Genomic DNA, 12,920 nt, shown 5'->3' with positions numbered 1-12,920 from the left:
ACAGCTTAAAGAAGCTGTTCCCTGCCCCCATTCTTATCGTTTTAGATTCATAAGCTCCTGGAGAATTTCATCTGATGTCGTAATGATTTTCGTATTAGATTGAAATCCTCTTTGGGCAACAATCATTTCAGTGAATTCTTCTGAGAGATCTACGTTTGACATTTCAAGAGATCCAGCTTGTACTAAGCCGATTCCTGATTGACCAGGAGCAGCTACAACAGCTGTGCCTGAATTGGTAGTGGCGATATAAAGGTTGGAACCTGATTTTTCCAGACCTCCAACATTCGGGAATTTTGCTAACTCAATCGTTCCAGCAGTTTGTATGGCACCAGTTGAATCAACATATGAAACATTTCCATCTTGTCCAACACTCATGCTTTTGGCAGTAGTAGGAATCGTAATTTTTCCACCGCCCGTACTTTTTAGATATAACCCTTCGGACGTAACAATATCGCCCTTATTGTCTAAATAAAAGTTACCTGCTCTCGTATATAAAGGTGCACCGAATTTCCCAGTTTCAGCAACCTGAAAAAATCCATCCCCGGAAATAGCCAAATCTAAATTCCTTCCCGTCGTCTGCAGGCTTCCACCTGTGTGAATGGTATCGATTGAAGCAAGCTGTGAACCAAGTCCTACCTGACTTGGGTTTGTGCCTCCCATTGTTCCTGCTGGTGCACTCGCCCCAGTGATCGACTGGCTGTAAAGATCTTGAAATATCGTTCTGCCCTTCTTAAAACCGTAAGTATTCACATTTGAAATGTTATTCCCAATAACATCAAGCTTTGTCTGAAAGTTTTTCATTCCGCTTATTCCTGAATATAAAGATCTTAGCATTTTCAATTCCCCCATTTTTTTATGGATGACTGCTTCAATCAGTCGGCAGCCAGGCTTCCCTTGACGGGTCCAGCCGTTAATCCAATAAGATTGTTCCGTTAATATTCGTAAAAATCTGAGACGCTGCTTCTTTTCGATTCATGGCAGTAATCAGCGTGGAATTTTTCACACTGATGATGAAAGCTCCTTCATTTGATAGAAAAAGCGCATCCTGAATACCCTTTTGCTTTGCTTCGGAAAGCCTGTCCTCCATCAAATTCCATTTTTCATCTGAGATGACAATGTTTCGCTCATCTAATCGTGCTCTAGCATGCTTGCTAATGGTCAGTTTTTCTTGAAAAAGAGTTTGAAAACTTGTGTCGTTTTGCTTTTTTTGAATGGGTCTGTATAGAGACAGCGGAAGGTGTTTGAGTTTTTCAATTCCATTTTCCATCCTTACTCGCTGCCTTTATCAGACACCTTAACGATTTCATCTTTATAAATGATCGTTCCATCCATCAGTTCGAGTGTCACTTCATTGTTTTTCTGACTGATTGCTTTAACAGTTTGTTTGCCTTCTTTAACAGCTGTATTTCCGTCATTGTCTGTTTCCTTGTATGAATAGGTAATTTCTTTTCCAATCAGTGTGCTGTACTGAAGTATGGAACTTCCTGACTGAGAGGTGATGAAATCCTGCATTGTTTTATTCATGTTGGTCATCTGTTCCAGGGATGAAAAGGAGGCCATTTGAGAGATAAATTCCTTGTCTTCCATTGGATTTAAAGGATCCTGGTTTTGAAGCTGACTCATCAGAATTTTCAGGAAATCATCCTTGCCAAGTACATCTGATGGTTTTCTTTCTTCCTTTTTGATACTTGAAAGCATAGAGGATGAATCAATTTTCGTTTCCAATTTTGTCACCTGCCATTATTCATTGTTTAATTCTTCTTTCAGGGAGTCCTCAAAAGATCGTTCGAGAGAATCGTCTTTAGGATTTTCACGATTTGAGTGCCCGCTGTGTCTGCCGCGTTCCCCTTGATCCTGAGGAAGATCTCTGCTTGGAGAAGTAAAGGATTGCAGCACTTCAATTTTTTCCATTTGTATATGCTGAGCTGTGAGGCCTTGTTTGAGTTGATGAAGATGGCTTTCAATCACTTCTTTGACCATTAAGCTTCCAGCGGTAAATTTAGCCATCCATTTCCCGTCGGACTGCATAATTTCAATTCGCAGTTCGCCTAAATGCTCAGGGTACAATTTAAGAAAAAGCTTCTCGGAACCATTTACAGCAATAAATTTACTTCTTGTAAGAAGCTGCTGAATCTGCTGAATCATATCTTCCTGATTAACCCTGTTTCCAGTTGGATCAGTTTTTACAAATAGCAAGAGCTGCTCGGGCTTGGCTAAAGGTGATTGAGTGGTGAAATTTGCGGTTTCATTGGATAAAGGATTGATTTTTTCAATTGTTGAAGATAAATGAGCGCCTGTTTCTGCTCCAGATGATAAGTGAACGCTTTTTCCTGATGCAGCAGATAATGGATAGGCTTTATTAATAGTTGAAGAAACGATATCAGCTGCAGAAGCCGCCGATTGCTGATGGACAGATCCTGTTTTTTTCAAAGCGCTCTGTATGAAAGCAGCAGCTGTATCAGGACCCGTTTTTTTCTCAGCAAGGCTTGTGAGCAAAGCTTTAAGCCCTGCCGGCAGCTGTCCTTCTTTTTCAAGTGAAGTCAAAACTTCAATTAGATGTCCCGCCTTGACTGGAGTCAGCCATTCGCTTAAATGGTGCTGTTTGTGATTGGCCCCGTTCTGCTGCAGCTCTGCATTGACTTTCAGGTTGCTATACATAGCCGGAGCATTTTCCTGCGTTAAAAAAGCAAAGAGTTCTGAAGCAATGTTTTCCAGCTCATCGATCTTGTCTTCTTCCAGACTTCCTTCTTTCAATAAAGTATGAATCTGTTTCTGAAGCCCTTCCAAAAGAAGCAATAGGGTTTCTTTTGTGATCGGAGCAATCGTTTGTTTATCAGCAGAATCGGGCAGCTGACTGCTCTCTGTTATTGCCCCTTCCATATTGGGAGGAGGAAATGCTCCGATTAACATTTGCTGAAATGAAAGACCGTTCAATGGATTGCTTCCGTTCATTTGAGCTGCAGGAGCAGCCATTTGGTTAATGGAACGAATCAACAATTATTCACCTCCTTTAGAATCAGCAAGCTTTCCAGTGTATAAAGCGGCGTTCTCTGGGCTCATTTTTTCAAGAATGGATGTTACTTGATCATCTTTTAAGGTATTGAGAATCTTCATCGCATCGTCTTCTCCAAGAAGCGGCAGGATGTTTGCTGCTTTACTGGCTGACATTCCTTCATAAAGTTTTGCAATATCCTTTTGATCTGCTTTCACTGAAGCTTTCTGTTCCAGCTGTGCTTTTAAGTCCTCTACTTCTTTAGAAAGACTTGCAATCTTTTTTTCTTTAAGCAATACGTCATTTTCCATCGCTTTTATTTCCTGTTTATGTGCAGAAATGGAAGCTGCCAGTTCTTTATTATCTTTTTCTGCCTTTTTCAGTTCACCGTTCGCAGGTACAGATTGGGAAGCATGTCCTTCATTTTTTTGTGAAGTACCTGTTAGGCTCGATATCCATTCTGCGGCTGTTCCCGCTACATTAATTCCTGCAACAGATAGGATGATTGCTGCAAGTGTGACTGTGAAGAATAGAGGGATGAGGATGACGAAAAGAAACCACTGAAATTTACCGTATTCTTTTTTATTATTTTCCAACTTCCTTCACCTAGATTTCCCGGTACATGAACGATCGAATCGATAGGTCATCCATGCTCCTTGTATCGTTTTGTTTCTCCATTTCTTTATTCATTTCAATATGGCGTTCTTTCATTTTTTCGAACTTTCGGACTTCTGAGTTGCTTTCCATGAGTACTTCCTGCTTTTCCTGCATCTTGTTCCTGCTGACGATCACCAGTTTTTGATAGTGTTCAATCGCACGGTCCAGGTTTGTTACAAATTGCTGATAATGCCGGATTTCCTGCACAGCCATTCCGCTCGTTAATCGTTTCTTTGTGTTTTCTTCAAGAACTTCCTTTTTTTTCATAGAGTCATACAGCTTTTCTGCGGCAGTTTCAAAGTCCTGAACTGAGCGGTTGTATTCCGAAAGCCGCTGCTCTTTTTCGTTCTCCTTCAACTCGAGTATTTTTTGGAAACGAAATGTATATCCCATTAGTTAGTACTCATCTCCATTTTCGTAAATAGTTCATGCACACTTTCGTTAAGAGAAACATTTTCATGAACTTCCTGTTTTAAAAAAGCGAGAATCTCTGGGTACAGCCGAATTGCTTCATCAATTTCTGCTGATGAACCTCTTTTGTAGGCACCAATATTTATCAAATCCTCTGAATTCAGGTAAGTAGAAAGATATTCCCGAAGTTTACTTGCTGCATGTCTATGTTCGGATGGCACGAGCTGATTCATCACCCTGCTAATGCTTTTCAGGACATTAATCGCTGGAAACTGGCCCTTATTTGCAAGAGCCCGGTCAAGCACAAAGTGCCCGTCCAAGATTCCCCTGACCGTATCAGCAATAGGTTCATTCATGTCGTCCCCATCAACAAGCACGGTATAGAAAGCTGTAATCGATCCATTTTCATTTGTTCCTGTTCGTTCTAAAAGCTTTGGCAAGATAGCGAAAACAGAAGGTGTATACCCTTTAGTCGTAGGCGGCTCTCCGATAGCCAGTCCGATTTCACGCTGTGCCATCGCCACCCTTGTAACAGAATCCATCATAAGCATTACGTCTCTTCCTGTATCGCGGAAGTACTCAGCAATAGCTGTAGCTGTATAGGCAGCCTTCATCCTCATTAAAGCCGGCTGATCCGATGTCGCTACGACGACAATGGATCGCTTTAAGCCCTCAGGTCCCAGGTCACGTTCAATAAATTCCCGTACTTCCCGCCCGCGCTCCCCAACAAGTGCGATAACGTTTAAATCTGCTTTCGTATTTCGAGCAATCATTCCCATCAGGGTGCTTTTTCCAACCCCGCTCCCCGCAAAGATCCCTACCCGCTGGCCCTTGCCTACCGTTAAAAGTGAGTCAATAACTTTAACCCCCACCTCCATCGGCTCATGGATCGGCGGTCTTTTCATTGGATTGGGAGGTGATTGGTCGGACGCCACATAAGAAAGGCCTTTTGGAAGTGAGGCATCGTCCAGAGGCTTCCCGAGAGCATCCAGTACAGATCCGATCAGCGGAATCCCCGCCATTACACGAAGAGGTTCTTTTGTTGCCTCTACAATACTGCCCGGCGAAATATCTGATACGGGTGAGAATGGCATCAGCAAAACATTCTCATCTTTGAAACCAACTACTTCAGCCGGAATTCTTTTCGTCTTTCCCGCCCCTGTATGGATGTAGCATAAGTCCCCAATCGAACTTGCAGGACCTCTGGACTCAATCATTAAGCCGACCACTCTTTTAACCTTGCCGAATCGTTTATATGAATCAAGCATTTCCACAACGTTTAGCAGATCAGCCGCTTTCATGAAGTCTCCGCCTCTCCCAGTCTTTCCAGAAGCTGCTTTTCAAGCTGTTTAAGCTGAGTATCCACAGAAGCATCAATTCTGCCGAAGGACGTTTCTACGAAACAATCAAAAGGTGATAACCCGTCATCCATGTACAAAAACAATTCCTGCTCATTTGTGAGAAGCTGTTTTAACTCACCTTTCTGGGAGCGTACATATTCATATCGTTCCGGGTGTACAAAAATTTTGATTTCATCATAATCCTTTACTTCCTTTAGAAGCTGCTTCACGATATCAATCATTTGATCAGGCTGTTCATTTAAGTAGGTTCCGATGATTTTTTCCGCCATCTTCACAGCCAGTGCAACAATTGTTTCTTCTGCTGATTCTACTTTTTCCAGGTAATCTGCACGGGACAGCTCAACCAGTTGGTTTGCCTGATCTATAGCTTGGGAAACTTGTTGGTATCCATCTTCTCTGCCGTAAGCAAGACCTTCCTGGTAGCCTGACTGCCTTGCCTCTTCTTCTAAAGCCATTTTTTCATGTTCCCAATTTTGTTTTGCCATTTCAATTGATTGGAGCAGAGATTCTTCTTCAGCACGTGCATCCCTGATGATTTGCTCGCTTAATCTTTTCGCACGTTTGATTTGTTCAGATTCTTCTATCTCTTCCTGAAGTAAATGGGGATTCTCCATTTTCATAATTGGAACAATGGCAGCAGAGTCTGTCTGCTGGCTTGAGAATCGTGACTTGATAAGCTTAGACAATGATATCGTCTCCTCCGCCTCGGGCAACTACGATTTCACCATTCTCTTCCAGTCTGCGGATTACCCCAACAATTCTTGATTGAGATTCTTCAACATCTCTCAAACGGACAGGCCCCATATATTCCATCTCTTCCCTGAACGTTTCAGCCATTCTCGCAGACATGTTCTTAAAGACAATTTCTCTGACTTCTTCACTCGCCACTTTAAGTGACAGCTTAAGATCTTCATTATCAACATCACGTATTACACGCTGTATAGCGCGATTATCAAGTGTAACGATGTCTTCAAATACAAACATTCGTTTCTTTATTTCTTCCGCAAGTTCAGGATCCTGAATTTCAAGAGCATCCAGAATGGTTCTTTCCGTGCTTCGATCTACTCCATTCAGTACCTCAACCACCGCTTCGACTCCGCCTGTCTGGGTGTAGTCCTGGGTAAAGGCTGAAGACAATTTCTTCTCCAGTATTTGTTCCACCTCATAAATGATCTCAGGAGAAGTCCGATCCATTACAGCAATCCTCCTTGCTATGTCTGCCTGAACCTCTTGAGGAAGTTCGGAAAGAATTTGCCCTGCCTGAACCGGGTCCAGATAGGACAAAATCAATGAGATGGTTTGAGGGTGTTCATTTTGAATAAAATTAAGAATTTGAGTCGGTTCTGCTTTTCTTGCAAAGTCAAATGGCTTAACTTGAAGAGTGGAAGTTAGCCTGCTGATAATTGATGTTGCTCTCTCTTCACCAAGCGCCCGCTCCAGCACTTCCTTCGCATAGGCAATCCCACCTGAAGATATAAAGTCCTGAGCCATTGCAATTTCATGGAATTCTTCTAAAATATCTTCTTTCTTAATGGAATCAACGGTCCTTACTCCTGAGATTTCAAGAGTCAGCCGTTCAATTTCTTCCTCCGATAAATGTTTGTAAACAGAAGCAGACACATCCGGTCCAAGTGAGATTAAGAGAATGGCCGCTTTTTGTTTTCCTGATAGTTTTGTTTGATCCCGCCTTGCCACGTATCACATTCCTCCTTACTCTTCAGAGAGCCAGGTTCTGAGGAGCTTCGCAAAGTCTTCCGGCTTCTCTTTTGCCAGCTTTTCAAGCTGCTTTCTTCTTACCGTTGCTTCTGATTCCGATTCTTCGTTCACATCAGGTACATTAATTGGAATCGTAACCAGTTCTTCTTCATACTCGTACTCATCTTCTTTTCTTCTTTTTCGGAAGAGAAGGAAAATAAGCAATAGTATGACAGCCAGGAGCGCACCTCCGGCAATATATACCCACATAGGAATGGCGGGTGATGATGCATTATCAAGTGCTTGCATCTTTCCTGCGAATGGCTGAACAGATACAACAATCTTGCTTTCGATATCCTGATCTGAAATTGGATTCGCATTTGCATCTTTATTAATAGAAGTACGGACGATTGTAGACAGCATCTGCCTTATATCATCTACTCTTTCCTGTGGTATGGATCCGGGATTTTTAGGATTGGGAGGTTCAACCATTACCTGAATCCCCAAATCTCTTATTTTATATGGGCTTTCAACAATCTGTTTTTTTATTCTGTTAACCTCATTGTTGATCCGTTCTTCAGTCCGCTCGTAATTTCCATTACCGTTTTGAGCAGATTGTTCATAATTCGGAACGTCCCCTTCATTTGTTCCTGCTGTACCTCCGGCTGCCTGCGCACCGTCTCCGGTATAGGCTTCTGAAATACGCTCTGCGCTGACCTGGATTCCAGCCATATTCTCTTTATCCACAGGCTCGACTAAATTCTCTTCCCGGTTTTCCTGGGTAAAGTCAAGATCTGTTGTTACAGAAACAACTACTTTATCTTGACCGATCATCGTTCCAAGCATTTTCTGCACCTGCTGCTGCAAATCCCGCTCGATCCCCATCTTGATATCATGCTGGCTGGCATAATTGCTTACGGTTGGATCATTTTCCTTATTTTGGTTGAAATAGTTAAAATTATCGTCCATTATGACGATATTATCAGCAGGGAGATTCGGTACACTTTTAGATACGAGATGATAAAGAGCGTCCACTCTTGTCTGATCCAATTTATTCCCGGGCTTCATCGTCACTACTATGGAAGCAGAGGCTTGTTCTGCTTCCTCACCGACAAAGACAGTTTCCTGGGGGAGATTGATCATGACACTCGCATCCTTCACTCCCTCAATCCCTTTAATGAGGTTTGCAAGCTCTGTTTGGGTTGCCTTCAGTTTCAATACATCGAATTCATTGTCTGTCATCCCGAACCCGACATTTTGTCCAAAGAACGAATAGTCGATCGTACCGCTCTCCGGAAGTCCTTCGGCAGCAAGATCCACTTTCAAGCTGTTTACCATTTCAGCCGGTACGAGAATCGTCGTTCCGCTGTCTGCAATTTCAGATTGAACCCCTCTTCCGTCAAGTGTTTCTTTAATCTGACCGGATTCTTCAAGTGTTAGTTCTTTATATAAAGGCACCAGATTCGGCCTGGATAAAAAGAAGGCCAGAACGGAAATCAGGATAACTGCTGCGAGGAAACTCCCAATCACCATTCCTTTTTGACCTTTTGATTTCCCCCTCCAGAACAGGAGGATTTTTTCACCTATTTCTTTAAGCTTTTGATTCATTCTTTCCGTTCCCCCGGTTCTGATGACGACTCAATGGCAGGCAGTGAAAGTCATCTTACATTTGCATGCGCATTACTTCCTGATAGGCTTCAATCGCTTTATTTCTCATTTCAATTGATGATAATAAGGTTACACTTGCCTTTTCAGCGGCAATCATTACATCCTGCAATTCAACATTTTGTCCTTTTGCCAGTGCCCCAGTCATTTTATCCGACTCAAGCTGTGCACGGTTTACTTCATTCATAGCATTTTTCAGCATGTCTCCGAATTGGCCTGCCTGTGTTTGAGCCGGTGCCGCTGCCTTTGCCACACCGTCCATATTTTGAAGGGATATAGGAGTAATACCATTGATCATGAATTTTCACCTTACTTTCCAATTTCTAATGCCTTTAAAAGCATGTTTTTAGAGGCATTGAACACGGTTACGTTTGCCTCGTAAGAACGAGTACTGCTGATTAAATCCGTCATTTCTTTAAGCGGATCAACATTCGGCATCTTAACATAACCTTGCGCATCTGCATCCGGGTGCCCGGGATCATAAACTAATTTAAATGGTGATGAGTCATCACTGATTTTTGTAACCTGCACTCCGCTTCCGGCCTGGCCGGTTCCCGCTCTGGACAGCATAGAGGAAAAGCTGTCCTTCTCTTTTATTTCAACCATTTTCCGTTGGTAAGGCTGCCATTCCCCATCAACAAATTTTCCTCTTGTAGTCTCTGCATTCGCAATGTTTGAGGAAACAACATCCATTCTTAATCGCTGCGCAGTTAAAGCTGAGGCAGAGGTATTCAAGCTGTTAAAAATGGTCATCGATTATCTCCCTCCCGTCAAAACTGTCTGAAGCGATTTGAACTTCCCGTTTAATCTGTCAACAAGAGCGTTGTACTGAATTTGGTTTTTCGCAAGATCGGACATTTCCTGATCAATGTCCACACTATTGCCGTTCGAATGATAGGAGCTGTTTTTATTTTTAACTACAGCTCCTGTTGTGGAGGCATTTGTAAATTCCAGGTGTCTTTGATCTGTCCTGGTTGCTTTTATAGAAGCCATCTCACTGTTTAAAACATTTTGAAAAGATACCTTTTTGGCTTTATATCCAGGGGTATCTGCATTGGCAATATTATTTGAAATCACTTTTTGCTGTATATTGGACGTTTTCAAGGCATTCTCAAGAGAAGTAATGGTATTTGAAAAGAGCAAAATTAAAACCCCCACAATAGTTCTAAGTCATTCGTATCTTATTCATGTCGAATTATGTTAAATCCATACTGTTATTGTAAATTTATATAGGCTCAAAGTCTATGAACTTCTTGTAAATTTTCGTCCTCATATTGTTCTATTTTTTTAACGGGACTTTAAACCTATATTTTGTAATTAAATTGAACTACAAAAATAAAAAGGCACCCGGAGAACGGGTGCCTTTTTACATCAATTTGATTTCAATCGCTCTAATTCAATGAGGAATTTGTCGTTAAGTACTTTAATGTATGTTCCTTTCATACCAAGGGAACGTGATTCGATTACTCCAGCACTTTCAAGCTTGCGAAGCGCATTTACGATTACAGATCGGGTAATTCCTACGCGGTCAGCAATTTTACTCGCTACCAGCAGTCCTTCATTTCCATTTAATTCCTCGAAAATGTGCTCGATTGCTTCAAGCTCACTGTATGATAGGGAGCTAATCGCCATTTGAACAACTGCCTTGCTTCTTGCTTCTACTTCAATTTCGTCAGCTTTCTCGCGAAGAATTTCCATTCCGACTACTGTTGCGCCATATTCAGCAAGAATCAGATCATCATCTTCAAATTGTGCTTCAAGACGGGCAAGAATCAATGTGCCCAGGCGCTCCCCGCCGCCAATGATTGGAACGATTGTCGTTAAACCATTTTTGAACAGATCACGGTTTTCAACTGGGAATGCCGTATATTCACTGAATACATCCAGATTGGAGGAAGTCTCAGAGACTTTGAATAAGTTTTTTGTGTACTCTTCAGGAAATTGGCGGTCTTCAAGCATCTGTTTCATACGTTCATGTTCAATCTGCTGATTGATGGCAAATCCAAGCAGCTTCCCTCTTCTGCTGACAATAAAGATATTCGCCTCGATTACTTCACTCAAAATTTCGGACATTTCTTTAAAGTTAACAGGCTTTCCTGCAGCTTTCTGCAGCATTGCATTGATCGTTCTCGTTTTCTCTAGTAAAGCCATGATTGGGTTTCCTCCTAAAAATAATCAATCTCTATAAGATAAATTGGCTTAAATCTTTATTGCTTGCGATTTTCCCCAGCTTTTCTTCAACATATTGCGGTGTAATCGTTATTTTGTCCATTGTTACATCCGGAGCTTCGAAGGATAGATCCTCCAGCAGCCGCTCGAGTATGGTATGTAGTCTGCGTGCACCAATATTATCTGTGTCCTGATTCACTTGAAAAGCAACTTCGGCAATCTTACGAATAGCTTCGTCTGAAAATTCAAGTTTTATACCTTCAGTTTCCAGCAGTGCTGTATATTGTTTTAAAAGTGCGTTATCCGGCTCAACAAGAATCCGGACAAAATCCTCTGTACTTAACTTTGAAAGCTCCACGCGGATTGGAAATCTCCCCTGCAGCTCCGGAATTAAGTCAGATGGCTTAGCCATATGAAAAGCACCTGCAGCGATAAATAGAACATGATCTGTTTTGACCGATCCATATTTCGTTACAACGGTTGATCCTTCAACAATTGGAAGGATATCGCGCTGTACGCCCTCTCTTGAAACATCAGCTGAGCCTCCGCCGCTGTTTTTCTTGGCAATTTTATCGATTTCATCAATAAATATGATTCCGGATTGTTCCGCACGGGTTACTGCTTCCTGTGTGGCTTCATCCATATCAATCAGCTTCTGTGCCTCTTCATTTTGAAGAACCTTTCGAGCTTCTTTTACAGTCAGCTTACGCTTCTTTGTTTTCTTAGGCATAAAACTGCTGAAAGCATCCTGCATGTTCATGCCCATCTGTTCCATACCCGACCCCTGAAGCATATCAAACATGGATGGCTGCTGTTCCTCAACGTCCACGGTTACATACTGATCCTCAAGTTCTCCGAGCTCCAGCTGATGAGCGATTTTTTTCCTTCTTTCATTCAAATTCGAATCGTCATCATTGGATGAAGTATGGTCCTGTTCTTGCGTTCCGCCAAAAAGCATTTCAAAAGGATTTTTTGTGGACTGATTTTTTCTGGATGAAGGAACGAGCAGCTCGACAAGCCTCCTGTTGGCATTTTCTGCAGCCGTACCCTTCACTTCGCTCATCTTTTCTTCTTTCACGATGCGAATAGAGCTCTCCATCAAATCTCTGACCATCGATTCGACATCACGGCCTACATAACCGACTTCGGTAAATTTTGTCGCTTCTATTTTGATGAAAGGCGCTCCGACAAGTTTGGCAATCCGTCTTGCAATTTCGGTTTTCCCTACTCCCGTAGGCCCAATCATCAAAATATTCTTCGGCACCACTTCATCCTTAAGTGATTCATCAAGAAGACTTCTGCGGTAACGGTTTCTTAATGCAACCGCTACAGCACGTTTCGCATCGTTTTGACCGACAATATACTGATCCAGACGCTCAACAATCTGACGGGGGGTTAATTGGTTTTTCATGGGTACCAATCCTTTCCTACAGCTCTTCTACAATCACATTGTCATTCGTATATACGCAGATTTCTCCTGCGATTCGGAGTGCTCCTTCAGCAATTTCTTTAGCTGACAAGCTTTCCCCGCTGTAGCGCTTTAAGGCTCTTCCTGCTGAAAGAGCATAGTTGCCTCCGGAACCGATAGCAAGGATGCCGTCATCAGGTTCGATGACTTCCCCTGTTCCTGAAATTAGGAGTAAATCTTCCTTGTTCATTACAATAAGCATCGCTTCAAGCCTTCTGAGAACTTTATCGCTTCTCCATTCCTTAGCAAGCTCTACTGCTGCGCGCTGAAGGTTGCCATTATATTCTTCGAGCCTGCCTTCAAACATCTCAAACAGAGTAAACGCATCTGCTACAGAACCTGCAAAACCGGCGATTACTTTTCCGTTAAATAATCTGCGGACTTTTCTTGCTGTATGCTTCATGACGACAGCATTGCCGAACGTTACCTGGCCGTCGCCTGCCATCGCATACCCGTCTTTATGGTGAATGGCAAATATTGTGGTTGCATGGAATTCACTCAT

Annotated in this window: 16 protein-coding genes; all 16 read right to left on the bottom strand. The window is 42.4% G+C overall.

Translation table 11 applies throughout. The features are described from left to right. Positions 1 to 33: 33 nt before the first annotated feature. Complete coding sequence (flgG, locus tag WCV65_RS09930; RefSeq protein WP_035411915.1) at positions 34 to 834, bottom strand: flagellar basal body rod protein FlgG; 801 nt, start codon at positions 832 to 834, stop codon at positions 34 to 36. Positions 835 to 910: 76 nt separating this feature from the next. After that, a complete protein-coding gene (locus WCV65_RS09925) occupies positions 911 to 1,267 on the bottom strand; it encodes a TIGR02530 family flagellar biosynthesis protein (protein WP_035411918.1) in 357 nt (118 codons plus the stop codon). Between the two features lie 2 nt (positions 1,268 to 1,269). Then, entirely contained in the window at positions 1,270 to 1,725 is a 456-nt protein-coding gene (gene flgD, locus WCV65_RS09920; RefSeq protein WP_082883915.1) for a flagellar hook assembly protein FlgD, read from the bottom strand. Positions 1,726 to 1,740: 15 nt separating this feature from the next. Further along, a complete protein-coding gene (locus WCV65_RS09915; RefSeq protein ID WP_338781926.1) occupies positions 1,741 to 2,994 on the bottom strand; it encodes a flagellar hook-length control protein FliK in 1,254 nt (417 codons plus the stop codon). Between the two features lie 3 nt (positions 2,995 to 2,997). Then, positions 2,998 to 3,588 carry a hypothetical protein gene (locus WCV65_RS09910; RefSeq protein WP_338781925.1) on the bottom strand — a complete coding sequence of 197 codons (591 nt, stop codon included), beginning with the start codon at positions 3,586 to 3,588 and terminating at the stop codon, positions 2,998 to 3,000. A 10-nt stretch (positions 3,589 to 3,598) separates the two neighbouring features. Next, positions 3,599 to 4,042, bottom strand: coding sequence for a flagellar export protein FliJ (gene fliJ, locus WCV65_RS09905; protein ID WP_035411927.1), 444 nt, complete (start codon positions 4,040 to 4,042; stop codon positions 3,599 to 3,601). Then, positions 4,042 to 5,361, bottom strand: coding sequence for a flagellar protein export ATPase FliI (gene fliI, locus WCV65_RS09900; protein ID WP_035411930.1), 1,320 nt, complete (start codon positions 5,359 to 5,361; stop codon positions 4,042 to 4,044). Before fliI ends, fliJ begins: the two co-directional genes overlap by 1 nt. Continuing rightward, positions 5,358 to 6,107: a flagellar assembly protein FliH gene (fliH, locus tag WCV65_RS09895; protein WP_338781924.1), complete on the bottom strand. Its 750-nt coding sequence runs from the start codon at positions 6,105 to 6,107 to the stop codon at positions 5,358 to 5,360. Before fliH ends, fliI begins: the two co-directional genes overlap by 4 nt. Continuing rightward, complete coding sequence (gene fliG, locus WCV65_RS09890; RefSeq protein ID WP_035411933.1) at positions 6,100 to 7,116, bottom strand: flagellar motor switch protein FliG; 1,017 nt, start codon at positions 7,114 to 7,116, stop codon at positions 6,100 to 6,102. Before fliG ends, fliH begins: the two co-directional genes overlap by 8 nt. Before the next feature lie 15 nt (positions 7,117 to 7,131). Further along, positions 7,132 to 8,724, bottom strand: a complete 1,593-nt coding sequence (gene fliF / locus WCV65_RS09885) for a flagellar basal-body MS-ring/collar protein FliF (protein WP_338781923.1) — start codon at positions 8,722 to 8,724, stop codon at positions 7,132 to 7,134. Positions 8,725 to 8,779: 55 nt separating this feature from the next. Then, a complete protein-coding gene (gene fliE / locus WCV65_RS09880) occupies positions 8,780 to 9,079 on the bottom strand; it encodes a flagellar hook-basal body complex protein FliE (protein ID WP_338781922.1) in 300 nt (99 codons plus the stop codon). A gap of 11 nt (positions 9,080 to 9,090) precedes the next feature. Continuing rightward, positions 9,091 to 9,534 carry a flagellar basal body rod protein FlgC gene (flgC, locus tag WCV65_RS09875; RefSeq protein ID WP_035411941.1) on the bottom strand — a complete coding sequence of 148 codons (444 nt, stop codon included), beginning with the start codon at positions 9,532 to 9,534 and terminating at the stop codon, positions 9,091 to 9,093. A gap of 3 nt (positions 9,535 to 9,537) precedes the next feature. Next, on the bottom strand, positions 9,538 to 9,927 hold the full coding sequence (gene flgB / locus WCV65_RS09870) for a flagellar basal body rod protein FlgB (protein ID WP_338782245.1): 390 nt from the start codon (positions 9,925 to 9,927) through the stop codon (positions 9,538 to 9,540). 225 nt (positions 9,928 to 10,152) lie between these two features. Then, positions 10,153 to 10,932 (bottom strand): GTP-sensing pleiotropic transcriptional regulator CodY, encoded by a 780-nt coding sequence (codY, locus tag WCV65_RS09865; RefSeq protein ID WP_035411944.1) that lies wholly within the window; start codon positions 10,930 to 10,932, stop codon positions 10,153 to 10,155. Positions 10,933 to 10,963: 31 nt separating this feature from the next. Beyond that, the gene (gene hslU, locus WCV65_RS09860) at positions 10,964 to 12,361 is read right to left on the bottom strand and encodes an HslU--HslV peptidase ATPase subunit (protein ID WP_338781921.1); all 1,398 of its coding nucleotides are present in this window, start codon (positions 12,359 to 12,361) and stop codon (positions 10,964 to 10,966) included. A 16-nt stretch (positions 12,362 to 12,377) separates the two neighbouring features. Beyond that, on the bottom strand, positions 12,378 to 12,920 hold the full coding sequence (gene hslV / locus WCV65_RS09855) for an ATP-dependent protease subunit HslV (protein WP_035411950.1): 543 nt from the start codon (positions 12,918 to 12,920) through the stop codon (positions 12,378 to 12,380).

The sequence above is a fragment of the Metabacillus sp. FJAT-52054 genome, from assembly GCF_037201815.1.
GTDB lineage: Bacteria > Bacillota > Bacilli > Bacillales > Bacillaceae > Metabacillus_B > Metabacillus_B sediminis.
The sequence above is the reverse complement of the archived record's forward strand: the minus strand, read 5'-3'. Positions and strand labels throughout refer to the sequence as shown.

What these genes read in the sequence shown, in the direction of transcription:
- flgG (WP_035411915.1), bottom strand. Translation starts at nt 834, where the DNA reads ATGCTAAGATCTTTATATTCAGGAATAAGCGGAATGAAAAACTTTCAG.
- WCV65_RS09925 (WP_035411918.1), bottom strand. Translation starts at nt 1,267, where the DNA reads ATGGAAAATGGAATTGAAAAACTCAAACACCTTCCGCTGTCTCTATAC.
- fliJ (WP_035411927.1), bottom strand. Translation starts at nt 4,042, where the DNA reads ATGGGATATACATTTCGTTTCCAAAAAATACTCGAGTTGAAGGAGAAC.
- fliI (WP_035411930.1), bottom strand. Translation starts at nt 5,361, where the DNA reads ATGAAAGCGGCTGATCTGCTAAACGTTGTGGAAATGCTTGATTCATAT.
- fliF (WP_338781923.1), bottom strand. Translation starts at nt 8,724, where the DNA reads ATGAATCAAAAGCTTAAAGAAATAGGTGAAAAAATCCTCCTGTTCTGG.
- fliE (WP_338781922.1), bottom strand. Translation starts at nt 9,079, where the DNA reads ATGATCAATGGTATTACTCCTATATCCCTTCAAAATATGGACGGTGTG.
- flgC (WP_035411941.1), bottom strand. Translation starts at nt 9,534, where the DNA reads ATGACCATTTTTAACAGCTTGAATACCTCTGCCTCAGCTTTAACTGCG.
- codY (WP_035411944.1), bottom strand. Translation starts at nt 10,932, where the DNA reads ATGGCTTTACTAGAGAAAACGAGAACGATCAATGCAATGCTGCAGAAA.
- hslU (WP_338781921.1), bottom strand. Translation starts at nt 12,361, where the DNA reads ATGAAAAACCAATTAACCCCCCGTCAGATTGTTGAGCGTCTGGATCAG.
- hslV (WP_035411950.1), bottom strand. Translation starts at nt 12,920, where the DNA reads ATGAGTGAATTCCATGCAACCACAATATTTGCCATTCACCATAAAGAC.